Source organism: Streptomyces sp. NPDC104831 (genome assembly GCF_055583025.1).
The window spans coordinates 47,758-73,156 of the sequence record NZ_JBVJOT010000002.1 but is presented as its reverse complement, the minus strand read 5'-3'; the positions used below and the strand labels follow the sequence as shown (position 1 = coordinate 73,156).

Here is a 25,399-nt window from a genome sequence, read left to right as displayed (position 1 = left end):
CTTCCTGGTGCGTTCGTGATGTCGAACGGCGATCGCAGGTTCGGACGGGACCGTAGAAGCGAAGGGTTGACGAGTCAACGGTTCTGACAGGAACTCGCCTGAGGGGCCGGCCCCCGGCCGGAATCCGGCCCCTACCCGGCGGGCGCGGTCTCCTCGTCCAGCCACGCCAGGTAGGCCGCGCTGCCCGCCACGACCGGAGTCGCGATGATCTCGGGGGTGTCGTAGGTGTGCGCCCCCTTGAGGTAGGTCTCCAGGTCCTCGTAGCGCGCCGTGGTGGTCTTGAACAGGATCTGCCACTCCTGCCCGGTCTGCGTCGCCCCCGCCCAGCGGTACACGCTGGTGACGGGGGCGCTGATCTGGGCGCACGCGGCGAGCCGCGCCTCCACCGCGCCGGCCGCGAGGGCCTGCGCCTCCTCCTCGCTGTCCGTGGTCGTCAGCACGGTCAGGTGCCGGTGCTCCGTCATGGCCGGTCTTCCTTCCGGGGGCGGATCTCTACCGGACGGACGGTACCGCGCACCGGAGCGACGCCGCCGGGCAGAAGGGACCTCCGTGTCCGGGTGCGGCCCGCACGGGCCGCACCCGGACACGGAGGTGTCGCCGGGTGCGTTCGGCTCACCCGCCCGCGAGCGGGCCTCAGACCCCGAAGCGGTGGATCGTCGTGGTCCGGTACGTCCGGCCGGGGCGCAGCACCGTCGTCGGGAATGCCGGGTGGTTCGGCGAGTCCGGGAAGTGCTGGGTCTCCAGGCACAGGGCGTCGCCCTGCCGGTAGGTGCGGCCCGAGGTGCCGGTGAGCGTGCCGTCGAGGAAGTTGCCGGAGTAGAACTGGAGTCCCGGCTGGTCGGTGGCGATCTTCAGGGTGCGGCCGGAGCGCGGGTCGCGCAGGGTCGCGATGTGCTCGGGCCGTGCCGTGATCCCCTTGTCCAGCACCCAGTTGTGGTCGTACCCCTTGGCCAGCACGAGCTGCTCGTGGCCCGCCCGCAGGTCCCGGCCGATGGGCTTGGCGTGCCGGAAGTCGAACGGGGTGCCCGCGACCCGGGCCAGCTCCCCGGTGGGGATGAGGCCGGCGTCGGTCGGGGTGTAGCGGGCGGCGGCGATGGACAGCTCGTGGTCCTCGATGCCGCCGCCGCCCTCGCCGGCCAGGTTCCAGTAGACGTGGCTGGTGAGGTTGACGACGGTGGCCTTGTCGGTGGTGGCCTCGTAGTCGATGCGCCAGTCGCCGTGCCGGGTGAGGGTGTACGTCACCTCGGTGCGCAGCGTGCCCGGGTAGCCCATCTCGCCGTCGGCGCTGGTGCGGCGCAGCCGCAGGCCCACGTCCGTGCCGTCGGTGAACGGCTCCACGTCCCACACCCGCTTGTCGAAGCCCTGGGCGCCGCCGTGCAGGCTGTTGTCGCCGTCGTTCACGTCGAGCTGGTACGGCTTTCCGTCCAGCGTGAAGCGGCCCGCGGCGATGCGGTTGCCGTAGCGGCCGATCAGCGCGCCGAAGTACGGGCTCTTCGCCGCGTAGTCGGCGAGGTCGTCGAAGCCGGCGACCACGTTGGCGTAGCGGCCGTGCCGGTCGGGGAGTTCCAGGGCCTGCACGACACCGCCGTAGGACAGCACCTTCATCCGGGTGCCGCCGTTCTCCAGCGACCAGCGGTGGACCTTGGTGCCGTCGGCGAGCGTGCCGAAGAGTTCCTTCACCGGCTTCCTTCCCGGGGCCGCGTGTGCCGTGCCGCCGAGCGCGGTGGCGGCCAGGCCCGCCGCGGCTGCTCCCGCGATGACCGTGCGTCTGTTCAGTTCCATGGTGCGGCTCTCGCTTTCTGGTGCTTACGAACCGGACTTGCGCTTGTTCCACACGTCGAACCCGACCGCCACCAGCAGGGCCAGGCCCTTGATGACCTGCTGCCACTCGGTGCCGACGCCGAGGAGGTTCATGCCGTTGTTCAGCACGCCGAGGACCAGACCGCCGATGATGGCGCCGAGGACGGTGCCGACACCGCCGCTCATGGACGCGCCGCCGATGAACGCGGAGGCGATGGCCTCGAGTTCGAAGTTGACGCCCGCCTTCGGCGAGGCCGCGTCCAGCCGGGCGGCGACCACCAGACCCGCCAGGGCCGCGAGCACGCCCATGTTCAGGAAGACGTAGAAGGTGACCTTCTTGTCCTTCACGCCGGACAGCTTGGCCGCCGGCAGGTTGCCGCCGATGGCGTAGATGTGCCGGCCGAAGACCGCGTTGCGCATGACGTAGCCGTAGCCGACGACCAGCGCGCCGAGGACGATCAGCACGATCGGGGCGCCCTTGTAGCTGGCGAGCAGCAGGGTGAGGACGAGGATCGCCGCCACCATGGCGGTCAGCTTGAGCAGGAACAGCCGGACCGGTACGACGTCCAGGGAGAACTCCTGCTGGCGGCGGCGGTCCCGGAACTCCTGCCACACCACGGCCGCGATCAGCACCAGCCCGAGCAGCAGCGTGAGGTTGTGGTAGTTGGTGTTCGGGCCGGTCTCGGGCAGGAAGCCGTTGCCGAGTTTCTGCAGGCCGTGCGGGAACGGGCCGAGGGTCTGGCCCTTGAGGAGGATCTCGGTCAGGCCGCGGAAGATCAGCATCCCGGCGAGGGTGACGATGAAGGACGGGATGTTGAAGTAGGCTATGAGATAGCCCTGGATCGCGCCCGCGACGGCGCCCATCACCAGGCACAGCACCAGCGCGACGGGCCAGGACACCCCGTGCTGCACGGTCAGTACGGCCGCGAAGGCGCCGGTGAACGCGGTGAGCGAGCCGACCGACAGGTCGATGTGCCCGGCGATGATGACCAGCATCATGCCGATCGCGAGGACCAGGATGTAGCTGTTCTGGAGTACCAGGTTGGACACGTTGCGCGGCAGCAGCAGATTGCCGTCGGTCCAGATCGCGAAGACGACCACGATCAGGCCGAGCGCGATCAGCATGCCGTACTGGCGCATGTTGCGGCGCAGGCCGGTCAATACCAGGCCGAGCAGGCCCCCGTCGGTCCCCGTTCCGCCGCCCGGCGGCGCGGGGGCCGGGCTCTTGGCGGTCACATCCGTGCTCATCGCGTTACCTCTTTGTCCTTCGTCATATGGCGCATCAGCACTTCCTGCGTGGCCTCGGCCCGCGGCACCTCACCGGTCAGCCGTCCGGCGGCCATCGTGTAGATGCGGTCGCACATGCCGAGCAGCTCGGGCAGCTCGGAGGAGATGAAGACGACCGCCTTGCCCTGGGCGGCGAGCTGGTCGATGACCGTGTAGATCTCGTACTTGGCGCCCACGTCGATGCCGCGGGTCGGTTCGTCGAGGATCAGCACGTCCGGACCGGCGAAGATCCACTTGCTGAGGACGACCTTCTGCTGGTTGCCGCCGGAGAGCTTGCCCACCGGCTCGAACACCGTGGGCGCCTTGATGTTCATGGACTTCCGGAAGCCCTCGGCGACCTGCCGCTCCTCGTGCTCGTCCACCACACCCCGCTGGGCGACCTTGTCCAGCGCGGTCAGCGAGATGTTCCGGTTGATGGTGTCGATGAGGTTCAGGCCGTAGTGCTTGCGGTCCTCGGTGACGTAGGCGATGCCGTGCCCGATCGCCTCCGGCACCGTCCTGGTACGGATCTCCCGGCCGTCCTTGAGGACCGTGCCGCCCGCGTACCGGCCGTAGGCCCGCCCGAAGACGCTCATCGCGAGTTCGGTGCGGCCCGCGCCCATCAGGCCCGCGATGCCGACGATCTCCCCGCGGCGCACGGTCAGCGACACGTCGTCCACCACCTTGCGCTGCTGGTCGACCGGGTGGAACACGGTCCAGCCGCGGATCTCCAGCGCCGGCGCGACGCCCTGCTCCGGCCGGTGCGGGGTGCGCTCGGGGAAGCGGTGGTCGAGGTCGCGGCCGACCATGCCGGCGATGATCCGCTCCTCGGTGGTATCCGGCGCCTTCACATCGAGGGTCTCGATGGACCGGCCGTCCCGGATGATCGTCACCGAGTCGGCGACCTTGCGGATCTCGTTGAGCTTGTGGGAGATGATGATCGAGGTGATGCCCTGCTTCTTCAGGTCCAGGATCAGATCGAGGAGCTTGTCGCTGTCCTCGTCGTTCAGGGCCGCCGTCGGCTCGTCCAGGATCAGCAGCTTCACCTGCTTGGACAGTGCCTTGGCGATCTCCACCAACTGCTGCTTGCCCACGCCGATGTCGGCGACCCGGGTCTCCGGGTGCTCGTCCAGACCGACCCGGCGCAGCAGTTCGGTGGCGTGCCGCAGGGTCTCGCGCCAGTTGATCAGGCCGCGGGTGGCGTGCTCGTTGCCGAGGAAGAGGTTCTCGGCGATGGACAGGTGCGGCACCAGCGCCAGTTCCTGGTGGATGATGACGATGCCGTGCTGCTCGCTGGCCCGGATGTCCTTGAACCGGGAGACCTCCCCCTCGAAGAGGATGTCCCCCTCGTAACTGCCGTACGGGTGGACGCCGGAGAGCACCTTCATCAAGGTGGACTTGCCGGCGCCGTTCTCCCCGCAGATGGCGTGGACCTCGCCCCGCCGGACGGTCAGGGTGACGTCCGACAGCGCCTTGACACCGGGAAAGGTCTTGACGATCGAGCGCATTTCCAGGACGGGTCCCGCCATGGTCGTGCCTTTCACTCCGTAGGAAAAGGGCGGGTCACTTCAGCTGGGACTCGGTGTAGTAACCGCCGTCGACCAGCACCTTCCGGTAGTTCGACTTGTCGACGCTGACCGGCTGGAGCAGATAGGCCGGCACGACCTTGGCGCCGTTGTCGTACGTCTTGGTGTCGTTGACCTCGGGCTTCTTGCCCTTGAGGGACTCGTCCACCATGGTGGCGGCGACCTCGGCGAGCTTGCGCAGGTCCTTGTAGACGGTCTGCGTCTGCTGCCCGGAGATGATCGACTTCACCGAGGCCAACTCGGCGTCCTGGCCGGTGATGACCGGCAGCGGCTTGCTGCCCGAGCCGTAGCCGTCCGACTTCAGCGCGGACAGGATGCCGATGGAGATGCCGTCGTACGGCGCCAGGACCGCGTCGACCCGGCCGCTCTTGTACGACGAGGTGAGGATGTCCTCCATGCGCTTCTGCGCGGTGGTGCCGTCCCAGCGCAGGGTGACGACCTGGCTGAGCCGGGTCTGCCCGGACTTGACGACCAGCTGCTTCTTGTCGATGTACGGCTGGAGCACCTTCATCGCCCCGCCGAAGAAGTACTTCGTGTTGTTGTCGTCGTTGGACCCGGCGAACAGCTCGATGTTGAACGGGCCCTTCGCGCCCTTGTCCAGCCCGAGCTTGTTCACGATGTACGTGCCCTGGAGCCTGCCGACCTTCTCGTTGTCGAACGAGGCGTAGTAGTCGACGTCCTTGGTGCCGAGGATCAGCCGGTCGTAGGAGATGACCGGGATGTCCGCGTCCGCGGCCTGCTGGAGCACGCTGCCGAGCGACTTGTTGTCGATCGCCGCGATGATCAGGCCCTTCACGCCCTGCGTGATGAGGTTCTCGATCTGCGAGACCTGGGTCTCCGGGTCGTCCTCGCCGTAGACCAGTTTGGTCTTGTAGCCCTTGGCCTCCAGGTCCTTGACGACGTTGTTGCCGTCGTTGATCCAGCGCTCGGAGGACTTGGTCGGCATGGCGATGCCGATGGTGGCGCCCTTGGCGTCACCGGACTTCTCCTTGCTGCCGCCTTCGCTGTTCTGGCCGCAGGCGGTCAGGGCGAGCGCCAGCGAGGCGGCTCCGGCTATGGAGGCGAGTGCGGCTCTGCGGTTGCGCATGGGGATCAGTCCTTGTCGTTCTCGTCGTGGAGAGGAGCGGACGCTTCGACGGGGAAGCGGTGCAGCGTCCCCGGCAGCCGGGAGCCGAGCGGCGCCATGTCGCCGTCCGCGCCGTGCCGGGCGAGCAGGTCCAGGGCGAGCCGGCCGCGCCGCACCCGCTCCCGGGCGGTGTCCAGGGTCACGTCCCGCAGGTGCCGGCCCCACGGGTAGATGCCGGGCGCCTTGGACAGGCCGAACTTCAGGTAGAGCGGCGCGCCGCGCCGGATCAGCTCGGCGACCTCGTACATCCGGATGTAGCCGCCGAGGTCGTCCGGGGCCTCGATGTACATGTCCATCGGGGCGCCGGACACCCGGCGGATCTCCGTGAGGTGGTCCAGCGTCAGATCGCTGGGCACGTTGACGGAGTCGGCGCCGAGCCGCTCGTAGACGGCGTACGAGGCGGGGTTGACCGGGCCGATGAGTGCGGAGACCTTCAGCGTGGTGTCGGCCGGGATGATCCCCGCGCTGCGGGCCCGGTGCAGGGTCCACAGCACGCCCTCGTCGGCGACGAGCAGGCACTTGACGCCCAGTTCGGTGGCCCGGACGGCGTCCTCCACGCAGCCGGCGACCGCGTCGTGGCCCCGGGCGCGCAGCCCGGCCCCCCGCGAGTCGGAGCGTACCGAGCCGCCGATGTCCCAGGTGCCGCGCGGGCCGGTGAACAGGCACAGTTCGATGTCGCGCTCGCCGGCGGCCTCGACCATCTCGGTGATCTCGGCGTCGGTGAGCATCCACACGCCGCTGCCCTGGCTGATCCGGTGGATCGGCACGTCCAGGCGTGAGGCCTCCTTGAGGACGACCGCCAGCGCTTCGGGACCCTCGCACGAGGGGATCTCGGTGCGCCAGCGACCGCCGCCCGGGAAGGTGTGGACGGAGGCGTCGGCGGGGTCGAGGGCGGGCGCGCCCAGGCCGAGTGCGGCGAGCACCTGCTCGCCGGGCCTGCGGGCTGCCGGGGCGGAAGCGTCGGTCACAAGCTGTCCTTCGTGTTCGGTATATCGGACGAGGTTCGCGGCTCTGGGTAGCGAAAACGTGGGTGTACGCCGGTCAGGGCGACGTCAGGGCCCACCCTGACCGGCGTACGGTCAGGGGCGGAGCAGCACCTTGCCCACCGTGGGATCACCGGCCCCCACCAGCTCGATGGCGCGCGGGAACTCGGTCAGCGGCAGCTCGTGGGTGACCAGCGGCAGCGGGGTGAGCAGTCCGGCGCCGAACACCCGCACGGCGTGCGCCCAGGCGTCCGGCGGCGCCCCGAAGACGGTGTGCACCTCCAGCTGCCGCACGACCAGATCGGTCGGGTCGAGCCCGTCCGCGCCCGGCGCCGGGATCCCGGTGAGGACCAGGCGCCCGCCGCGCCGCAGCAGCGCGGCGGCGGTGCGCGCGGCGGACGCGGACCCGGCGGTCTCGATCACCACGTCGAAGCCGCCGGGCAGCTCCTGGTCCCTCAGCCGGAAGTCGCTCGCCCCGAACCGCCGGGCCAGCGCCCGACGGTCGTTCCGGGTGCCCACCACCAGCAGCTCGGCCGGCGAGACGGCCGCGAGGAACTGCACGGCGAACATCCCGAGGGTGCCGGTGCCGACCACCGCGACCCGCTCGCCCGGCAGGGCGCGGGCCTTGAGCGCGGCGGCGGCGATGCAGGCGGCCGGTTCCAGCAGCGCGGCGGCGGTGAGGTCGGCGTCGTCCGGCAGGACGTGCAGCAGCCGGGCGGGCAGGGTGAGGGTGGTCGCCATGGCGCCCGGCCGGGTGAACCCGGTCTCCTCGTACCCGGCCGTGCACAGCGTGGTCTCGCCCGCGTGACAGCGGTCGCACACCTGGCAGTTGCGGAAGCCCTCGCCGACCACCTTGCGGCCGGCCAGCGAGCCGGGCACCCCGGGGCCCACCGCCGACACGGTCCCCGACCACTCGTGCCCGGGGACCAGCGGGTACGTCACGTACCCCTCGGGCCGGTTGCCCTGGTACACCTCGCGGTCGCTGCCGCAGATGCCGACCGCGTGCACGGCCACCAGCGCCTCGCCGGGACCGGGCTCGCGCGGCGTGTGGGCCTCGATCCGGTGTGCGCCGGGCGCCTCGACGAGGACCTGGGAACTCACGCGCCGTCCTTGGGGTTGCGCTTCTCCCAGCCCTCGGCCCACAGGTCGAAGTGGGCCCGCTGCTGCGGGAACTCGGCCGCCGCGTCGACGTCCAGCTCGACGCCGAGACCGGGCGCGTCGGACAGGTGGAAGTAGCCGTCCACGACCTGCGGGGCGCCCTTGACCACCTTCTTGATCTCCGCGTCGGCGAAGTCGTTGAAGTGTTCGAGGATCTTGAAGTTCGGGGAGGTGAAGCCGACCTGGAGGGAGGCGGCGGTGAGCACGGAGCCGCCCACGTTGTGCGGGGCGACCAGCATGTAGTGGGTCTCGGCGGTGGCGGCGAGCTTGCGGGTCTCCCAGATGCCGCCGATGTGGCCGACGTCGGGCTGGATGATGTCCACGGCCTGGCTGTCGAACAGCTCGCGGAACTCGATGCGGTCGTGGATGCGCTCACCGGTGGCGACCGGGATGTCGACCTTGGCGGCGACCTTCTCCAGCGCCTTCAGGTTCTCCGGCGGCACCGGCTCCTCCAGCCAGGCCGGCTTGAACGGCGCCATCTCCTTCGCCAGCCGGACGGCGGTGGCGGGGGAGAAGCGGCCGTGCATCTCCAGCATCAGCTCCGCGTCCGGGCCGATGGCGTCCCGCACGGCCTCGATGAGCGAGACGGCGTACAGCGTCTCCCGGTGGTCCAGCTCGAAGTGGCCGGTGCCGAACGGGTCGATCTTCAGCGCCCGGTAACCGCGCTCCACGACCCCCTGGGCGGCCTTGTGGTACGCCTCCGGCGTCCGCTCGGTCGTGTACCACCCGTTGGCGTACGCCTTGACCTTGTCGGTGACCTTTCCGCCGAGCAGCTGCCACACCGGCACGCCCAGCGCCTTGCCCTTGATGTCCCAGCACGCCATCTCGACGACCGCGATGCCGGACATCACGATCTCGCCGGCGCGGCCGTAGTCGCCGTACTTCATACGGCGGACCAGGTCCTCGACGGCGAACGGATCCGACCCGAGGATGTGGTTGGCCTCGGCCTCCCGCAGATAGCCGATCAGCGCGTCGGTGTGACCGAGCATCCGGGTCTCGCCGACTCCCGTGATCCCCTCGTCGGTGTGCACCTGGACATAGGTCAGGTTGCGCCACGGCGTGCCGACCACGTGTGTGCTGATTCCGGTGATGCGCACGGCAGTTGCCCCTCAGCTGTTCGGTATTTCGTCGCACGTTCGAAATGCTGGCGTGACAGTAAGGACGGGGCGGTGGGGGTGTCAATGGGTCGAACAGGTAACGGTTTCGGCAAGGCTTTCGAGAACTGTTTCGCTCCCGCACGGAACCTTCACAGCCGCGCCTGGTACCCCGGCCCGCGCGGACTCTAGTCTTCCCGCGTCATGGACTACTGCCACCCCTGCCGGCGCCACCTGAACGGCGCCCTCGCCTGCCCCGGCTGCGGCACACCCGCCTCCGGCGAGCCGCCGCGGGCCACCGGGGGCGGGGCGGCGCCTTCGGGGCGTGGCGGTGTGCCCTCGGGAGGTGGCCCCGGCCCGGCCGGTGACGACTACGGAGCCCCCGGTGGCGACCGTGACGGCCAGGCGTCCGCCGGGACCGGGTACACGCCCGCGCGGCCCGCCCACGGCCCCGCCGACGCGGCCCGTGGACCGGCGGGGATCGACGGTGGATCGGCCGGGGCGGCCCGTGGACCGGCCGGGGCGGACCGTGGACCGGCGGGGATCGACCGTGAATCGGCCGGGGGCGGCCTTCGACCGGCCGGGGACAGCCGTCAACCGCCCGCGGAGTCCCGGCAGTTCGCCGGGGACGGTCACCTCCGACCCGCCGGCGACCACCTCATACCCGGCGCCGGCGCCCCCGCGTTCGCCGGCGACCGGTATCCGCCCGACGGGACGGGCGTTCTCCCCGATGGGGGTCTGCCCGCCGGGGAGGGGAATCCCGGCGAAGGCGGTGCCGGCGGCCGGGGTTCCGGCCGTGGGCGGGCCGCCGGCCGGGGTGGGGAGAGCCGGCGGGAGCGCAAGGCGGCCGGGCACCGGCGGCGCCGGCGGCGGGTGGCCGTGGTCGTCGCCGGGTTCCTGCTCGCGGCCGGCGGGCTCAGCCTCGCGGAGCTGGGTACGGACGCGCCCTTCTCGCCCTTCGCCGACGACCCCTCCGCCTCGGCCGGGGAGACCGAGGAGACGGACGGCGGCGCCGGTTCCGTCGCGCCGGACCGCACGGCCGAACCGGTCGGCGCGACCTCGGCCGCGCTCCCGGGCGCGGCCTCCGCCACACCGGGCGCCTCGGCCTCGGACGCCGCCGCCGGCTCCGCCTCCGCCTCGTCGTCCGCGCGGGACGAGGAGCGGGATGACGAGGACGACAAGGACGACGAGGATTCCGCTTCCGCCCCGTCGCGGGAGTCCGGCGAGCCGGGGCAGCCGGCCACTCCGGGTGCCTCGGATTCCGGTACGCCGGTCACGACCTCCGCCGCCCCGGCCCCCACCGCGCCCTCGGCCACCGCCTCCACCGCGGCCCCGACGACCTCCGCCCCCACCTCCCGGCCCTCGCCCATGAGGACCTGCAACCGCTTCCTGTGGTGGTGCGCCTGAGCACACCCGCGCCGCGAAAACGCCGCAGCCGCATCCCGGTCCCGGGATGCGGCTGCGGTCGTGGCCGGACGACGAGGGTCAGGCCAGCGTCACGGTGATGTTGCCGCGCGTCGCCTTGGAGTACGGGCACACCTGGTGCGCCTTCTCCACCAGGCTCTTCGCGGTCGCCGCGTCGACGTTCGGGATGTTCGCGGAGATCTCCACGATGATCCCGAACCCGTCGTCGTTCTTGCCGATACCGACCTTGGCGGTGACCGTCGACCCGGAGATGTCGGCGCCCTCCTCCCGGGCGACGACCCCCAGCGCCCCCTGGAAGCAGGCGCTGTACCCCGCGGCGAACAGCTGCTCCGGGTTGGTGCCGGCGCCGCTGCCGCCCATCTCCTTGGGCGGGTTGACGACCACGTCGAGCTTGCCGTCGTCGGTGGCGACCCGCCCGTCGCGGCCGTTCTCGGCGGTGGCGACGGCGGTGTACAGGACGTCGGACTGCGTGATGGGCATGCGGTTGTCTTCCTCCTCGGTCCGCGGCGACTCGCGCCCACGATCGCCACTGGATTTCGGAAAGAAGTTACCGCATAGCGAAAAAACCGGGAAGGCTAGAGCTTGACGACCATCTTGCCGATGTTGTCGCCGCGCAGCACCCCGAGGAACGCCTCCAGGGTGTTCTCGATGCCCTCGACCACGGTCTCGCGGTACTTCAGCGCGCCCGAGGCCACCCACGGGCCGACCTCCTGGACGAACTGCGGCTGGAGGTCGTAGTGGTCGCCGACGAGGAAGCCCTCGATCCGGCCGCGGGTCTGGATCAGCCGGGCCAGGTTCTTCGGGCCGGGCGCGGGCTCGGTGTTGTTGTAGACCGAGATCATGCCGCAGATCGCGATCCGGCCGCCCTGGTTGAGCGACCCGATGGCCGCCTCCAGGTGGTCCCCGCCCACGTTGTCGAAGTAGACGTCGACGCCGTCGGGCGCCGCCTCGCGCAGCTGCTCGGCGACCGGGCCGTTCTTGTAGTTGAACGCGGCGTCGAAGCCGTACTCGTCCACCAGCAGCTTGACCTTCTCGTCGGACCCGGCCGAGCCGATGACCCGGGAGGCGCCCTTCAGCCTGGCGAGCTGGCCCACCTGGCTGCCCACGGCGCCGGCCGCGCCCGACACGAACACGATGTCGCCCTCCTTGAAGGAGGCGGTGCGCAGCAGGCCGGCGTAGGCGGTCAGGCCGGTCATGCCGAGGACGCCGAGGTACGCCGACAGCGGCACGCCCTCGGTGCCGGCGTCGACCTTGACGGCGGGCACGGCCGTCGGCCCCACCTTGACGGCGTTCTTCGCGTCCACGACCGCGTACTCGCGCCAGCCGAAGAAGTGCAGCACGTGGTCGCCGGCCTCGATGCCCTCGGCCCTGGACTCGACCACCTCGCCGACCGCGCCGCCCTGCATGACCTTGCCCAGCTCGAAGGGGGCGGCGTACGACTTGGCCGCGCTCATCCTGCCGCGCATGTACGGGTCGACGGAGAGGTACTTGTTCCGCACCAGCACCTGGCCCTCACCCGGGGCCGGGACGGGCGACTCGACGAGCGCGAAGTCCTCGGGCTTCGGCCAGCCGACGGGACGGCTGAGGAGGTGCCATTCGCGATTGATCATGACGGAGCCTTTCAGGGTGGTACTTCACTACCTGAAACAACCATGCGTCTGAATATTTCATGATGTCAAGTAACCCGGTATCCTGGTGGGCATGTCCACCCCATCGCACGCCCGCCGCCCCGACCCCCTGACCATGGAGGTCGTCGAGCTGATCGGTGAGGTCGTCGCCCGTTTCTACGCGGACTACGAGGAGGCGGCGGGCGCGCACACCCTGACCGGCCCGCAGGCCCGGCTGCTCAGCCTGCTCTCCCTGGAGCCGCTGCCCATGCGCAAGCTGGCCCAGAAGCTCAAGTGCGAGCCGTCGAACGTGACCGGGATCGTGGACCGGCTGGAGTCCCGGGGGCTGGTGGAGCGCCGCCCCGACCCCGCCGACCGCCGGGTGAAGGTGGCCGCCGCCACCGAGCGGGGCCGCGAGGTGGCCCGGGACCTGCGCGAGGGCCTGCACTTCGCCCGCGAACCCCTGGCCGGCCTGTCCGAGGAGGAGCGCCGCTCCCTGCGCGACCTGCTGCACCGCATGCTCGGCGGCTGAGCCCCGCGGCCCCGGGCGGAGCCAGTAAAGTCCTCCGCATGCGCGATCTCGGGGTGGGTTTCGGTTATCTGCTGAAGGGCCAGCGGTGGGTGACCCGGCACGGGCGCCGGTACGGCTTCGGCCTGCTGCCCGGGCTGATCACACTGGTGCTGTACGCCGCAGCGCTGGTCGCGCTGGCCCTGTGGGGCGACGACGCCGTCGGCTGGGCCACTCCCTTCGCCGACGACTGGTCCAGCCCCTGGCAGGGCCTGTTCCGCGGCTTCCTGACGGCCGTCCTGTTCGCCCTCGGCCTGCTGCTGGCCGTGCTCACCTTCACCGCCGTCACCCTGCTGGTCGGCCAGCCCTTCTACGAGTCCCTCTCCGAGCAGGTCGACGCCGACCTCTCGCCCGACGGCACCGCCCCCGTCTCGGGCCGGCCGCTCTGGCGCGAGCTGTGGATCTCGGCCCGGGACAGCCTGCGCGTCCTGGTCCGGGCCGGGCTGTGGGGCGTCCTGCTCTTCGCCCTCGGGTTCCTGCCGTTCGTCGGGCAGACCGTCGTCCCGGTGATCGGCTTCTTCGTCACCGGCTTCTTCCTCACCGAGGAACTCGCGGCCGTCGCCCTGCAGCGCCGGGACGTCGACCTGCGCGCCCGGCTCGCCCTGCTGCGCTCCCGCAAGACGCTGGTCTGGGGCTTCGGCACGCCCCTGGGCCTGGCCTTCCTGGTTCCGGTCGTCGCGGTGTTCCTGATGCCGGGCGCGGTCGCGGGCGCCACGCTCCTCGCCCGTGACCTGCTGGGCGAGGAGAACGCCGGCGACGGCTCCGCCGCCCCGGACGGGCGGCCCGACACGGAGGACGTCATCTCGTGACCCAGTTACTCGCCGTCGCCGCCATCACGGTCCTCGCCGTGATCGCCCCCGGCGCCGACTTCGCGATGATCGTGCGCAACAGCTATCTGCACGGCCGCCGCACCGGCCTGCTCGCCGCCGTGGGCGTGGCGGCCGGCGTGCTGGTCCACGTCACCTACACCCTGCTGGGCGTCGGCCTGCTCATCGCCTCGTCCACCGCCGTCTTCACGGCCGTCAAGCTGATCGGCGCGGCCTACCTCGTCCACGTCGGCGTCCGCACCTTCCGCGCCCGCGGCGACGTCGAGGTGGACCTGGCGCACAAGACGGAACTGACCCCGTTCGCCGCCCTGCGCGCCGGCTTCCTCACCAACGTCCTCAACCCCAAGACGACCCTGTTCGTCGTCTCCACCTTCGCCCAGGTCGTCGGCCCCGGCACCCCGCTGTACCGGCAGGTGGGCTACGGCCTGTTCATGTCGCTGGCCCACCTCGGGTGGTTCGGCGTGGTCGCCGCGTTCTTCTCGCACGCGCGGATGCGCTCCGTGATGCTGCGCGGCCAGAGGATCCTCAACAAGGCGATCGGCACCGCCCTGGCCGGCCTCGGCGTCAGCCTCGCCCTGGCCCCCTCGCACTGACCGCCCCGCCCGCCGGCGAAGCGCGGGCGGATGTGAAGGGTTCGTACGGGATCGTCGCCGGCCGCCCGATCACCGGCCGCCGGCTCACCGCACCGATTAACGTCTGATCCGGGACACTCCCCGCACACCGCGGACAAAGTCCCCCGCGAACAGCCCCGGTCCGGGACCTGACCCCTGGACCGGGGCTCACCGCTCTCAGCCGCGCACCCCGAAGCCGTACACCGTCTCCGAGCGGTAGGTCTCGCCGGGGCGCAGGGTCGTGGTGGGGAAGTCGGGGCGGTTGGGGGAGTCCGGGAAGTGCTGGGTCTCCAGGGCCGTGCCCGCGTTCGGGGCGAACGGGCCGGACAGGTGGTCGCCGGTGTAGAGCTGGAGGCCCGGCTCGGTCGTGGCCACCGTCAGGGTGCGGCCGGAGAGGGGGTCGGACAGCTCCGCCACCTCCTCGGGCGCCTCGGTCACACCCTTGTCCAGCACGAAGTTGTGGTCGTAACCGACGCCGGCCGGGCGGGGCGCCCGGAAGTCGAAGCGGGTGCCCGACACGTCCGCCGGTGCCCCGGCGGGAATCAGGTCCGCGTCCACCGGCGTGTACCGGGACGCGGCCAGCCGCAGCTCGTGCCCGCCCGTCGCGCCCGAACCGGCACCGCCCAGGTTCCAGTACGCGTGGTGGGTCAGGTTCACCACCGTCGGCGCGTCGGTGACCGCCTCGTAGGCGATCCGCAGCGCTCCCGACGCGGTCAGCGTGTACGTCACCGTCACCGCCAGCCGCCCCGGGAAGCCCTCCTCGCCGTCCGGGCTGACCCGGCTGAGCCGCAGCCCGTGCTCCACCGGCGCCACCTCCCACACGCGCTTGTCGAAGCCCCGCTCCCCGCCGTGCAGGCAGTTGGCGCCCTCGTTGCGCGTCACCTCGTACGTCCGGCCGTCCAGCGGGAACCGGCCGCCCCCGATCCGGTTCGCGTACCGACCGATCACCGCGCCCAGATACGGCTCCGGGTGCCGCAGATAGCCGTCCAGGTCCGGGAAGCCCAGCACCACGTCGGCCGTCCGCCCCGCCCGGTCCGGGACCTCGACCGACTGCACGATCCCGCCGTACGACAGCACCCGCACCCGCACCCCGCCGCGCTCCAGCGTCCAGCGGCGCACCGGGGTGCCGTCGGAAAGTGTGCCGAAAAGTTCGTTCATGCGGGAAACCCTAGGTCACGGATTTCGCGCCGTGACCTTCCGGTACGCGATCTCCGCCAGCCGCGCCTGCCCGTCCTTGCTGGGGTGGAACCAGTCCCAGTGGCTGAGCTGGTCCGTGCCGAAGCGGTAGTCGTACACCGCGCCCCCGTCGAAGCGGCAGCGGCGGTCCTTGGCGCAGACCTCCTCCAGCACCTTGTTGTACTCCACCACCCGCCGCTGCACGGTGTCCCGGCGCAGCATCGCCGCGCTGGTCAGATCGTCCGCGTCGCCCAGCATCGACGGGCAGATGCCCAGCTTCCACACCTGCTTGCCCAGCACGTTCGACCGGCCCTCGGACCACAGCCGCTTGAGGTTCGGCACGCTCGACACGTACACCTGCGCCTTCGGCAGCGCCGAGCGCAGCGTGCGCATCGACTCCTCGAAGCCCGCGCGGAAGTCGGCCACCGACGTCATCGCCGACGCCGAGGCCCGGCAGGCGTCGTTCCCGCCGACCATCACCGTCACCAGCTCCGGACGGCGCGCCACCGCCTGCGCCATCTGCCCCGGCAGGTCGGCCATGCGGGCGCCGGTCACCGCGTAGTTCCAGCTGCGCTCCGCCGCCCCCCTCGTCCCCAGCAGCCGCACCGCGAGGCTCTCCACCCCGGCGTCGCTGCCCGTCGCCCACGACGCCTCCGGACAGTCCGACAGCACCGTGCACGCGTCGAACCCGCGGGTGATGGAATCGCCCACCGCCGCGACCGAGTCGGGGCTGCGGTCCCAGGCCGGCGGCCGGGCCGCGCGCGCCTTCGTGCCCTGGGGCGCCGGCGAACCGTCGCCCTGGCAGCCGGCGGCCCCCAGCACCACGGCCGCCACGACGGCGAGGGCGGCTTGCACACGGTGGCTTCGCTTCCGCATCCCTGCTGTTCCCCTCGCTCGACGGTCCGGCTCTCCGCTATGACAACGACTGAGGGTTCCCGGCCCGGCGCCCGGGAACGGCCGACCCCCGTACAAGCGTCCCCCTGGGTGAATGGCGGCGGTTTCCTGGCATCGGGACCGACGGTACGTCACACTCCTTGCCCCGCCGCAAGGTAGCCTCGCCATCAACGCGGCCGTCGTGCCACTGCCGCCCAGCCAGTCCGCAAGATGTCCCGCTCTGCCCGGAGGTTCCGGTGACGACACGTGGAGTTCTGTACGTGCACTCCGCGCCGCGCGCGCTGTGCCCGCACGTCGAGTGGGCCATCGCGGGGGTGCTCGGCACGCGCGTCAGCCTCGACTGGATCCGGCAGCCCGCGTCCCCCGGCACCTGGCGCTCGGAGTTCTCCTGGCAGGGCCAGGCCGGCACCGCCTCCAAACTCGCCTCCGCGCTGCGCGGCTGGCACCTGCTGCGCTTCGAGGTCACCGCCGAGCCCTGCCCGACCGCCGAGGGCGAGCGCTACAGCTGCACCCCCGACCTCGGCATCTTCCACGCCGTCACCGGCATCCACGGCGACATCCTGATCCCCGAGGACCGCCTGCGCGCCGCCCTGACCCGCTCCCAGCGCGGCGAGAGCGACCTGGAGGCCGAGATCGCCAAACTCCTGGGCAAGCCCTGGGACGACGAACTGGAGCCCTTCAGGTACGCGGGCGAGGGCGCCCCGGTCCGCTGGCTGCACCAGGTGGTGTGAACCTCCCCGGGCGGCACCGCTCCCGACGGCGAGGGCCCGGTCTCCCCACCAGGAGACCGGGCCCTTTCACGTCACGGCACTCAGACCGTGCGGAACGCCAGCACCACGTTGTGCCCGCCGAACCCGAACGAGTCGTTCAGCGCGGCGATCCGGCCCTCGGGCAGCGCCCGCGCCTCACCGCTCACGATGTCCGCGTTGACCTCGGGGTCGAGGTTGTCCAGGTTGATGGTCGGCGGAGCCGTGCGGTTCACCAGGGCCAGGATCGACGCGACGGTCTCCACACCACCGGCACCGCCGAGCAGATGACCGGTCATCGACTTGGTCGCGGAGACCGCCATGTGGTCGACGTCGTCGCCGAACACCTTGCGCAGCGCCTTGATCTCGGCCACGTCGCCCTGCGGCGTGGACGTGGCGTGCGCGTTGACGTGCACGATCTCGGCCGGCTTCAGGTCCGTGTTGTCCAGCAGGTTCTGCAGCGCGTGCGCGATCCCGTTGCCGGACGGCTCCGGCTGCGTGATGTGGTGGGCGTCGGCGGAGATGCCCTGCCCGACCGCCTCGGCGTAGATCCGGGCACCGCGCGCCTTCGCGTGCTCCTCGGACTCCAGCACGATCACACCGGCGCCCTCGCCGAGCACGAAGCCGTCGCGGCCGGCGTCGTAGGGACGCGAGGCGCCCTGCGGGTCGTCGTTGTTCTTGGACATCGCCATCATGTTGCCGAACGCGGCGATCGGCAGCGGGTGGATGGCGGCCTCGGTACCACCGGCCACGACCACGTCCGCACGCCCGGTGCGGATCATCTCGATCGCGTACCCGATGGCCTCCGCGCCCGAGGCGCAGGCCGAGACGGGGGTGTGCACACCGGCGCGGGCGCCCAGCTCGATCCCGACGTTGGCCGCCGGGGAGTTGGGCATCAGCATCGGCACGGTGTGCGGGGAGACGCGGCGTACGCCCTTCTCCTTGAGTACGTCGTACTGGTCCAGCAGGGTGGTCACGCCGCCGATGCCGGAGGCGATGACCGCACCGAGACGGTCGGGGTTCACGGACGAGTCCACCCCGGCCCTGGCGGTGAAACCGGCGTCCTTCCAGGCCTCCTGAGCGGCGATCAGCGCGAACTGCGCGGACCGGTCCAGCTTGCGGGCCTGCGGCCGGGGGATGATCTCGCCCGGCTCCACGGCGATCTGCGCGGCGATGCGGACCGGCAGCTGAGCCGCCCACTCCTGCTCCAGCGGACTGACACCGGACGTGCCGGCGACCAGGGCCTCCCAGGTCGAGGCTGCGTCGCCACCCAGCGGTGTGGTTGCGCCGATACCGGTGACGACCACGGTGCGATTGGTCGGGCTCACGGGAATTCTTTCTCCAACGGATACGGGGGAGGACTACCCCCGCCGGTGCGGGGATTACGGCGCCACCGCCGGGTGGCGGGGCCTTGCACGCGGCCTACGCGGTGGCTTTAGGCCTGGTGCTTGAGGATGTAGTCGGTCGCGTCGCCGACGGTCTTGAGGTTCTTGACGTCCTCGTCCGGGATCTTCACGTCGAAGCGCTCCTCGGCGGCGACGACGACCTCGACCATGGACAGCGAGTCGACGTCCAGGTCGTCGGTGAAGGACTTGTCCAGCTTGACGTCCTCGGTGGGGATCCCGGCGATCTCGTTCACGATCTCGGCGAGACCGGCGACGATCTCTTCCTGAGTGGCGGCCATGTCAGGCGCTCCTTCTTGATATTCCAGACGGGTTAACGGCATTTGTATCCATGCCGGACCGCATGATCCGGCACGGAGTGCCTAGGGGAGGGTAACGACCGTGGCGGCGTAGACGAGACCCGCCCCGAATCCGATGACGAGCGCGGTGTCGCCGCTCTTCGCCTCCCCGGTCGCCAGAAGCCGCTCCATCGCGAGCGGGATCGAGGCGGCCGAGGTGTTGCCGGTGGTGCGGATGTCACGGGCGACCGTGACGTGCTCCGGCAGCTTCAGCGTCTTCACCATCGAGTCGATGATCCGCACATTGGCCTGGTGCGGGATGAAGACGTCCAGGTCGTCCGCGGTGATTCCGGCCGCGTCCAGCGCCTGCTGGGCGACCTTCGCCATCTCGAACACGGCCCAGCGGAACACCGCCTGGCCCTCCTGCGTGATCGCAGGGAACTTGATGTTGCCCTCGCTGTCGACGGGCAGCTGCGACAGGTCGCCGATCCGGAAGCGGTCCCAGGAGACGGTCTGCTTGATCGTCTCGGCCTTGTCGCCCTCGGAGCCCCACACGGTCGGGCCGATGGCCGGCTCCTTGGAGGGGCCGACGACGACCGCGCCGGCGCCGTCGCCGAACAGGAAGGCGGTGGCCCGGTCCTCCAGGTCGGTGAGGTCGCTCAGCCGCTCCACGCCGATCACCAGCACGTGCTCGGCGGAACCTTCCACCACCATGCCCTTGGCGAGGGTGAGGCCGTAGCCGAAGCCCGCGCAGCCGGCCGAGATGTCGAAGGCGGCGGCCTTGTCGGTGCCGAGCTTGTCGGCGATCTCGGTGGCGATGGCCGGGGTCTGGCTGAAGTGCGAGACGGTGGAGACGACCACCGCGCCGATCTGCCCGGCGTCGATGCCGGCGTCCGCGATCGCCTTCCCGGAGGCCTCGATGGCCATCGCGGCCACGGTCTCCTCGGGACCGGCCCAGTGCCGGGTCTCGATGCCGGAGCGGGAGCGGATCCACTCGTCGGACGAGTCGATCTTCTCCAGGATCACTTCGTTCGGCACCACCCGGGTCGGCCGGTAGCCGCCGACGCCGAGGATGCGCGCGTACGGGGCGCCCTTGCTGGGTTTGATCTTCGCCATGTACGGCTCCTTAGGCGCCGGCGTGCTCTGCGCACAGAGCCCGGGCCGCTTCGAGGTCGTCGGGGGTCTTCAGCGCCAGCGTCGCGACACCGGGCAGCGCCCGCTTGGCCAGGCCGGTCAGCGTGCCGCCGGGGCACACCTCGACGATCGCCGTGACGCCCAGCTCCTTGAAGGTCTCCATGCACAGGTCCCAGCGGACCGGGTTGGCGACCTGCCCGACCAGCCGCTGGAGCACCTCGGCGCCGGAGGCGACGGGGCGGCCGTCCTTGTTGGAGACGTAGGTCACCTTCGGGTCGGCCGGCGCCAGCTCGGCCGCGGCCTTCTCCAGCGTCGCCACGGCCGGGGCCATGTGGTGGGTGTGGAAGGCGCCGGCCACCTTCAGCGCGACGACCTTGCGGACGCCCTCGGGCTTGTCCTCGGTCAGCGCGGCCAGCTGCTCCAGCGTGCCCGCGGCGACGATCTGGCCCGCGCCGTTGATGTTCGCCGGGGTCAGGCCCAGCTTCTCCAGGTGCGGGACGGTGACGGCGGGGTCACCGCCGAGCAGCGCCGCCATGCCGGTCTCGGTGACCGCGGCGGCGTCGGCCATGGCCAGACCCCGCTTGCGGACGAGACCGAGGGCGTCCGTGTCGTCCAGGACGCCGGCGAAGGCCGCGGCGGTGATCTCGCCGACGCTGTGGCCCGCGACCGCGCCCGGCGCGATCTCGGAGATGTCACCGAGTGCCGCGGCCGACAGCAGACCCGCGGCGACCAGCAGCGGCTGCGCCACCGCGGTGTCGCGGATGGCGTCGGCGTCGGCCTCGGTGCCGTAGTGGGCGAGGTCCAGTCCGATGGCGTCCGACCAGGCGGCCACGCGGTCCGCGGCACCGGGCAGGTCGAGCCAGGGAGTCAGGAAGCCGGGCGTCTGGGCGCCCTGGCCGGGAGCGACGAGTACGAGCACTCTCACACTCTCTCTTGGGGACGGCCGGGGCCGCCCGTGGGGACAGGGACGAAGAACACGAAGGGCTTTTGTAGAGCCCCGACAAAACCTTATGTCTGGGGTTCACCATCGGCCAGACGCCCCAGGATGAGCGCGATCCGTAGTGTGAACGCGGATCTTACATCCGAGGGGGACCAGCCGGTGACGTCAGTCACACGTCGGAGCCGGTAGCGCACGGTGTTCGGGTGAACGAAGAGCATTCTCGCCGCGCCTTCGAGACTGCTGGCCTGCTCCAGGTAGACACTCAGCGTTTCCAGCAGCGCCGAGCCCGCCTCCTCCAGCGGTCTGTAGATCTCCTCCACCAGCTGCTCGCGGGCGCTCGGATCGCCCGCGATGGCGCGCTCCGGGAGGAGGTCGTCGGCGAGCACCGGCCGCGGCGCGTCCTGCCAGGCGAAGCAGGCCTTCAGTCCGGCGGCGGCGGCCTGCGCGGACCGGGTGGCGGCGAGCAGATCGGAGACGACGGGACCGGCCACGACCGGTCCGGCGGCGAACGGCCCGATCAGCGAGCGGGCGACGGCCAGCGGATTGTCGCTGCCGCCCGCGATGACCACGAGCCGGTCGCCGAGCACCCCGGTCAGCACCTGGAGCTTGGCGTGCCGGGCGGCCCGCCGGATGGCCTCCACGGTCAGCTCGCTGTCCCCGTCGGGCGCCGTCCCGAGCACCACGCACACGTGTTCCGGCGAGTTCCAGCCGAGCGCGGCGGCCCGGCTGACGGCGCCCTCGTCGGCCTCCCCGCTGAGCACGGCGTTCACCACCAGCGACTCCAGCCGCGCGTCCCAGGCACCGCGTGCCTCGGCGGCCTGGGCGTACACCTGGGCGGTGGCGAAGGCGATCTCCCGGGCGTACACGAGCAGCGCCTCGCGCAGCACGCTCTCGTCGCCCGGGGCGGCCACCTCGTCGATGGCCGATTCCATGACCTCGATGGTGGTGCGCACCATCTCCACGGTCTGCCGCAGGGTGATGGCCCGGGTCAGCTCGCGGGGCGCGGTCCCGAAGACGTCGGTGGAGATGGCCTGCGGGGCGTCCGGGCGCCGGAACCACTCGGTGAAGGCCGCGATGCCCGCCTGGGCGACCAGCCCGATCCAGGAACGGTTCTCCGGCGGCATGGCCCGGTACCACGGCAGGGTCTCGTCCATCCGCGCGATGGCCTGCGCGGCGAGACTTCCGGAGGACTTCTCCAGCCGCTTCAGGGTCGCGGCGTGCGCGTGGACGTGACGGGCTGCGGGGTCACCGTGGTGGGATTCGGGTTCGGGCACGGGGACAAGACTGCCTTATCGGGACGGGGCCCCGCGCCGCCGGGGGGCGGTCCCCGGCGGCCCGGCCCGCGGCCCGCGCGCCCGGCGGCGCTACCGTGGGGGCCGTGACGACGGACGTACGCCGCGCCGGTGAGCGCTATCGCGGAGGGGACCCGGAGGCCGGGATCGACACCCGGCACGCCTTCTCCTTCGGACCGCACTACGACCCCGACAACCTGCGGTTCGGCGCGCTGATCGCCTGCAACGAGGAGCGGCTCGCCCCGGGCGCCGGCTTCGGCGAGCACCCGCACAGCCACACCGAGATCGTCACCTGGGTCGTCGAGGGCGAGCTGACCCACCGCGACTCGGCGGGCCACGAGACGACGGTGCGCGCCGGGCAGGTGCAGCACCTCGGCGCCGCCGCGGGGGTGCGGCACGTGGAGCGCAACGACGGCCCGGTCCCGCTGACCTTCCTCCAGATGTGGCTGACCCCCCGGGAACCCGGCGGCACCCCGTCCTACACCCTCGTCCCGGCCGGCGCGGGCCCCCTCGTGTACCCGGTCCCGGCCGCGGGCGCGGTGCTGCACGTACGGCGGCTGGAGCCGGGGGAGCGGACGGCGGTGCCGGACGCGCCGCGGGTGTACGTCCACGTGGCGCGCGGCGCGGTCCGGCTGGACGGGGAGGAGCTCGGCCCCGGCGACGCGGCGCGGATCACCGGTGCCGGGGGGCTCCAGGCGCTGGCGTCGGCCCCGTCGGACCTGCTGCTGTGGGAGCTGGCGCCGTAGCCCCGCCGGTCCCCGTCAGCCGCGCAGTTCCGCCAGCACCGCGTCCGTGAGGGCCGGCCACGCCTCGATGGCCCAGGGGCCGAACGCGCGGTCGGTCAGGGCGATCCCGGCCGCCCCGGCGTCGGGGTCGATCCACAGGAACGTGCCGGACTGCCCGAAGTGCCCGAAGGTGCGCGGGGAGGACGCGGCGCCCGTCCAGTGCGGGGACTTGCCGTCGCGGATCTCGAAGCCCAGCCCCCAGTCGTTGGGGTTCTGGTGCCCGTACCCCGGCAGGACGCCCTTGGTCCCCGGGTACTGCACGGTCATCGCCGCCGCCACCGTCCGCGGGTCCAGCAGCCGGGGCGCCTGCACCTCCGCCGCGAACCGCAGCAGGTCCTCGACCGTCGACACCCCGTCCTTCGCCGGCGAGCCCTCCAGCGACGTGGCCGTCATGCCCAGCGGCTCCAGCACGGCCTGGCGCAGATACTCCGCGAACGGCATGCCGGCGGCCTTGGCGATGTGGTCACCGAGCTGCTCGAACCCGGCGTTGGAGTACAGCCGCCGCTCCCCGGGCGGGGCCGTCACCCGGTGCTCGTCGAAGGCCAGACCCGAGGTGTGCGCGAGCAGGTGACGGACCGTCGCCCCGGGCGGACCGGCCGGCTCGTCCAGCTCGATCGCGCCCTCCTCGTAGGCGACGAGCGCCGCGTAGGCCGCGAGCGGCTTGGTGACGGAGGCCAGCGGGAAGCGGTGCCCGACGGGACCGTGCGTCCCGGGGACGCTCCCGTCGGCTCGGACGACTCCCGCCGCGGCGGTGGGGACGGGCCAGTTCTCGATCAGCGCCAGGCTCTGCAACGACATGCGTCCGAGCCTATGCGGCGCGCGGCGGCGACCGCGCCGACGGGTCCGGATCCGGATCCCGTCCGGAGCCCGGCGAGGCGTACCGCGTCTCGGCCTTTGGCGAGCCGGTGAGCGGCCCGTGTCCGGCACCGCGTGCCCGGCCGCCGCCACCGGGCCGGGTCCCCGGTGTTTCTCACCGGACCGGCTTGCTTCGAGTGCACTCCAACGCCATAGCGTGGGGGCATGACGGTGATGCAGACCACGCCAGCGGCCACCGGGCACGCCACCCCCGCCGACATCTGCTCCGCCCCTCCCCGGCGCCACCCCCGCCCCGACGGCCAGGACCGCTACACGATCAGCGAGGTCGTCGCGTTCACCGGGCTGACCGCGCACACCCTGCGCTGGTACGAGCGGATCGGGCTGATGCCGCACGTCGACCGCTCGCACACCGGCCAGCGCCGCTACAGCAACCGCGACCTGGACTGGCTGGACTTCGTGACCAAGCTCCGGCTGACCGGCATGCCGGTGGCGGACATGGTGCGGTACGCGGAACTGGTCCGCCGGGGCGAGGACACGTACGCGGAGCGGCAGGCCCTGCTGGAGTCGACCCGCCGGGACGTCCTGAACAGGATCGCCGAGCTGCGGGACACGCTCGCCGTACTCGACCGCAAGATCAGCTTCTACGCGACGGAGGGAACCCCTCGATGACCGACGCCAGGATTCCGACGGTACGGCTCGGCGCGGACGGACCGGAGGTGGGCGTACAGGGCCTGGGCTGCATGGGCATGAACTTCGGCTACGGCCCGACGGACGCCGGGCAGGCCCGCGCCGCGCTGGACCGGGCGCTGGAGCTGGGCGTCACGCTGTACGACACGGCGGACGCCTACGGCGACGGGGAGAACGAGCGGTTCCTCTCCCCCTTCTTCCAGGCGCACCGGGACGAGGTGGTCATCGCCACCAAGTTCGCCCTGTCGATCCCGCCGGACGACCCCACCAAGCGGATCATCCGCAACGACGCCCCGTACATCCGCCAGGCGGTCGAGGCCAGCCTGAAGCGGCTGGACGTCGACGTGATCGACCTCTACTACATGCACCGCCGCGATGTGAACGTCCCCATCGAGGAGACCGTCGGCACGATGGCGGAGCTGGTCCGCGAGGGCAAGGTCAAGCACCTCGGGCTGAGCGAGGTCACCGCGGACGAGCTGCGCGCCGCCCACGCCGTGCATCCGATCGCGGCCGTGCAGTCGGAGTGGTCCCTGTTCAGCCGGGACATCGAGGTCCGGGTCGTACCGGCCGCGCGGGACCTGGGCGTGGCCCTGGTGCCGTACTCGCCGCTCGGCCGCGGCTTCCTCACCGGCTCCTTCACCAACGCCGAGCAGGACCTCACGTCCGACGACTTCCGCCGCCAGCACCCCCGCTTCACCGGTGCCAACGCGTCCGCCAACGCGGCCCTGCTGGAGCCGATCCGCGCGATCGCCGAGGCCCGCGGCGCCACGCTCGGCCAGATCGCCCTGGCCTGGGCGCAGCAGCGGGCGTCGGTCGCCGGGCTGACCGTGGTGCCGATCCCGGGCACCCGCAAGCCGGGCCGGGTGGAGGAGAACGTGGCGGCGACCCGCATCACCCTGACGGAAGAGGAGCTGACCGCCCTGGAGCCGATCGCCGGCCGGGTGGCCGGCGACCGCTACCCGGACATGCGGTTCGCCTCGGCGGGCCGGGAGTGACCCCACCCGCCCGCACCGGCCGCCCGGCGGCATAACCCCCGCCTGCACGCCCACCCGGGCCGGCCGGTCCACCCGGTCGCCCGCTCGGGTCGGCCGGTTCGTCCGGGTACGGCGGCCGGCCCGCCCGGTCGCCCGCTCGGGTCGGCCCGTTTGCCCGGTCGCCGGGCGACTGGCCGGTTCGCCCGGGCACGTCGGCCGGGCC

The 25,399-nt window shown here is 71.8% G+C and carries 26 protein-coding genes and 1 pseudogene; 9 read left to right on the top strand and 18 right to left on the bottom strand.

The window, feature by feature from the left end; genetic code table 11:
* Positions 1–131: 131 nt before the first annotated feature.
* The 8 genes from cutA to ACZ63H_RS01700 form a co-directional block, all read right to left on the bottom strand.
* Entirely contained in the window at positions 132–464 is a 333-nt protein-coding gene (gene cutA, locus ACZ63H_RS01735) for a divalent-cation tolerance protein CutA (protein ID WP_469861099.1), read from the bottom strand.
* A 169-nt stretch (positions 465–633) separates the two neighbouring features.
* Positions 634–1,782, bottom strand: a complete 1,149-nt coding sequence (locus ACZ63H_RS01730; RefSeq protein WP_469861097.1) for an aldose epimerase family protein — start codon at positions 1,780–1,782, stop codon at positions 634–636.
* A 24-nt stretch (positions 1,783–1,806) separates the two neighbouring features.
* A complete protein-coding gene (gene mmsB / locus ACZ63H_RS01725) occupies positions 1,807–3,048 on the bottom strand; it encodes a multiple monosaccharide ABC transporter permease (RefSeq protein WP_469861095.1) in 1,242 nt (413 codons plus the stop codon).
* Positions 3,045–4,595 carry a multiple monosaccharide ABC transporter ATP-binding protein gene (gene mmsA / locus ACZ63H_RS01720; protein WP_469861093.1) on the bottom strand — a complete coding sequence of 517 codons (1,551 nt, stop codon included), beginning with the start codon at positions 4,593–4,595 and terminating at the stop codon, positions 3,045–3,047. Before mmsA ends, mmsB begins: the two co-directional genes overlap by 4 nt.
* Before the next feature lie 34 nt (positions 4,596–4,629).
* Complete coding sequence (gene chvE / locus ACZ63H_RS01715) at positions 4,630–5,739, bottom strand: multiple monosaccharide ABC transporter substrate-binding protein (protein ID WP_469861091.1); 1,110 nt, start codon at positions 5,737–5,739, stop codon at positions 4,630–4,632.
* Between the two features lie 5 nt (positions 5,740–5,744).
* On the bottom strand, positions 5,745–6,746 hold the full coding sequence (locus ACZ63H_RS01710; protein ID WP_469861089.1) for a hypothetical protein: 1,002 nt from the start codon (positions 6,744–6,746) through the stop codon (positions 5,745–5,747).
* Positions 6,747–6,857: 111 nt separating this feature from the next.
* Entirely contained in the window at positions 6,858–7,862 is a 1,005-nt protein-coding gene (locus ACZ63H_RS01705) for a zinc-dependent alcohol dehydrogenase (RefSeq protein WP_469861087.1), read from the bottom strand.
* Positions 7,859–9,016 (bottom strand): mandelate racemase/muconate lactonizing enzyme family protein, encoded by a 1,158-nt coding sequence (locus tag ACZ63H_RS01700; protein WP_469861085.1) that lies wholly within the window; start codon positions 9,014–9,016, stop codon positions 7,859–7,861. Before ACZ63H_RS01700 ends, ACZ63H_RS01705 begins: the two co-directional genes overlap by 4 nt.
* 201 nt (positions 9,017–9,217) lie before the next feature.
* Between ACZ63H_RS01700 and ACZ63H_RS01695 the strand changes: the two are divergent.
* Together ACZ63H_RS01695 and ACZ63H_RS01690 are read left to right on the top strand one after the other, a co-directional pair.
* Positions 9,218–9,406, top strand: a pseudogene (locus tag ACZ63H_RS01695) (SCO2400 family protein); the annotation flags it as partial.
* Between the two features lie 480 nt (positions 9,407–9,886).
* Positions 9,887–10,420, top strand: coding sequence for a hypothetical protein (locus ACZ63H_RS01690; RefSeq protein ID WP_469861388.1), 534 nt, complete (start codon positions 9,887–9,889; stop codon positions 10,418–10,420).
* A 78-nt stretch (positions 10,421–10,498) separates the two neighbouring features.
* On the opposite strand, the gene ACZ63H_RS01685 is transcribed toward ACZ63H_RS01690, so the two are convergent.
* Both ACZ63H_RS01685 and ACZ63H_RS01680 read right to left on the bottom strand, forming a co-directional pair.
* The gene (locus tag ACZ63H_RS01685) at positions 10,499–10,918 is read right to left on the bottom strand and encodes an organic hydroperoxide resistance protein (protein ID WP_030776901.1); all 420 of its coding nucleotides are present in this window, start codon (positions 10,916–10,918) and stop codon (positions 10,499–10,501) included.
* Positions 10,919–11,013: 95 nt separating this feature from the next.
* On the bottom strand, positions 11,014–12,048 hold the full coding sequence (locus ACZ63H_RS01680) for an NADP-dependent oxidoreductase (RefSeq protein WP_469861083.1): 1,035 nt from the start codon (positions 12,046–12,048) through the stop codon (positions 11,014–11,016).
* A 91-nt stretch (positions 12,049–12,139) separates the two neighbouring features.
* Here ACZ63H_RS01680 and ACZ63H_RS01675 point away from each other — a divergent pair, with 91 nt between their 5' ends.
* The 3 genes from ACZ63H_RS01675 to ACZ63H_RS01665 are packed head-to-tail and all read left to right on the top strand — an operon-like array spanning position 12,140 to position 14,033.
* Entirely contained in the window at positions 12,140–12,577 is a 438-nt protein-coding gene (locus tag ACZ63H_RS01675) for a MarR family winged helix-turn-helix transcriptional regulator (RefSeq protein ID WP_469861081.1), read from the top strand.
* Between the two features lie 38 nt (positions 12,578–12,615).
* Entirely contained in the window at positions 12,616–13,422 is an 807-nt protein-coding gene (locus ACZ63H_RS01670) for an EI24 domain-containing protein (RefSeq protein ID WP_469861079.1), read from the top strand.
* Positions 13,419–14,033: a LysE family translocator gene (locus ACZ63H_RS01665; protein WP_469861077.1), complete on the top strand. Its 615-nt coding sequence runs from the start codon at positions 13,419–13,421 to the stop codon at positions 14,031–14,033. Before ACZ63H_RS01670 ends, ACZ63H_RS01665 begins: the two co-directional genes overlap by 4 nt.
* 195 nt (positions 14,034–14,228) lie before the next feature.
* Here the strand turns inward: ACZ63H_RS01665 and ACZ63H_RS01660 are convergent, their stop codons facing one another.
* Together ACZ63H_RS01660 and ACZ63H_RS01655 are read right to left on the bottom strand one after the other, a co-directional pair.
* Positions 14,229–15,209, bottom strand: coding sequence for an aldose epimerase family protein (locus ACZ63H_RS01660; protein WP_469861075.1), 981 nt, complete (start codon positions 15,207–15,209; stop codon positions 14,229–14,231).
* Positions 15,210–15,224: 15 nt separating this feature from the next.
* Positions 15,225–16,103, bottom strand: a complete 879-nt coding sequence (locus ACZ63H_RS01655; RefSeq protein ID WP_469861073.1) for an SGNH/GDSL hydrolase family protein — start codon at positions 16,101–16,103, stop codon at positions 15,225–15,227.
* Positions 16,104–16,357: 254 nt separating this feature from the next.
* Between ACZ63H_RS01655 and ACZ63H_RS01650 the strand changes: the two genes are divergently transcribed.
* Positions 16,358–16,852 (top strand): DUF3145 domain-containing protein, encoded by a 495-nt coding sequence (locus tag ACZ63H_RS01650; protein ID WP_467939544.1) that lies wholly within the window; start codon positions 16,358–16,360, stop codon positions 16,850–16,852.
* An 80-nt stretch (positions 16,853–16,932) separates the two neighbouring features.
* On the opposite strand, the gene fabF is transcribed toward ACZ63H_RS01650, so the two are convergent.
* The 5 genes from fabF to fasR all read right to left on the bottom strand — a co-directional run bounded on the left by fabF (position 16,933) and on the right by fasR (position 21,896).
* Complete coding sequence (gene fabF / locus ACZ63H_RS01645; RefSeq protein WP_469861071.1) at positions 16,933–18,195, bottom strand: beta-ketoacyl-ACP synthase II; 1,263 nt, start codon at positions 18,193–18,195, stop codon at positions 16,933–16,935.
* A 107-nt stretch (positions 18,196–18,302) separates the two neighbouring features.
* Positions 18,303–18,551, bottom strand: coding sequence for an acyl carrier protein (locus ACZ63H_RS01640; RefSeq protein ID WP_030808133.1), 249 nt, complete (start codon positions 18,549–18,551; stop codon positions 18,303–18,305).
* An 81-nt stretch (positions 18,552–18,632) separates the two neighbouring features.
* Positions 18,633–19,664: a beta-ketoacyl-ACP synthase 3 gene (locus tag ACZ63H_RS01635; protein WP_467939540.1), complete on the bottom strand. Its 1,032-nt coding sequence runs from the start codon at positions 19,662–19,664 to the stop codon at positions 18,633–18,635.
* Positions 19,665–19,674: 10 nt separating this feature from the next.
* Complete coding sequence (locus ACZ63H_RS01630) at positions 19,675–20,601, bottom strand: ACP S-malonyltransferase (RefSeq protein WP_469861069.1); 927 nt, start codon at positions 20,599–20,601, stop codon at positions 19,675–19,677.
* Between the two features lie 89 nt (positions 20,602–20,690).
* Positions 20,691–21,896, bottom strand: a complete 1,206-nt coding sequence (gene fasR / locus ACZ63H_RS01625; RefSeq protein ID WP_469861067.1) for a fatty acid biosynthesis transcriptional regulator FasR — start codon at positions 21,894–21,896, stop codon at positions 20,691–20,693.
* A gap of 104 nt (positions 21,897–22,000) precedes the next feature.
* Here fasR and ACZ63H_RS01620 point away from each other — a divergent pair, with 104 nt between their 5' ends.
* The gene (locus ACZ63H_RS01620) at positions 22,001–22,660 is read left to right on the top strand and encodes a pirin family protein (RefSeq protein WP_469861065.1); all 660 of its coding nucleotides are present in this window, start codon (positions 22,001–22,003) and stop codon (positions 22,658–22,660) included.
* Positions 22,661–22,675: 15 nt separating this feature from the next.
* Here ACZ63H_RS01620 and ACZ63H_RS01615 read toward each other — a convergent pair whose 3' ends face one another.
* On the bottom strand, positions 22,676–23,497 hold the full coding sequence (locus tag ACZ63H_RS01615) for a serine hydrolase domain-containing protein (protein WP_469861063.1): 822 nt from the start codon (positions 23,495–23,497) through the stop codon (positions 22,676–22,678).
* A gap of 222 nt (positions 23,498–23,719) precedes the next feature.
* On the opposite strand from ACZ63H_RS01615, the gene ACZ63H_RS01610 reads away from it, so the two are divergent.
* Both ACZ63H_RS01610 and ACZ63H_RS01605 read left to right on the top strand, forming a co-directional pair.
* Positions 23,720–24,184 carry a MerR family transcriptional regulator gene (locus ACZ63H_RS01610; protein WP_469861061.1) on the top strand — a complete coding sequence of 155 codons (465 nt, stop codon included), beginning with the start codon at positions 23,720–23,722 and terminating at the stop codon, positions 24,182–24,184.
* Positions 24,181–25,197 carry an aldo/keto reductase gene (locus ACZ63H_RS01605; RefSeq protein WP_469861059.1) on the top strand — a complete coding sequence of 339 codons (1,017 nt, stop codon included), beginning with the start codon at positions 24,181–24,183 and terminating at the stop codon, positions 25,195–25,197. The genes ACZ63H_RS01610 and ACZ63H_RS01605 overlap by 4 nt, the downstream gene beginning before the upstream one ends.
* The last annotated feature ends 202 nt before the right edge of the window (positions 25,198–25,399 follow it).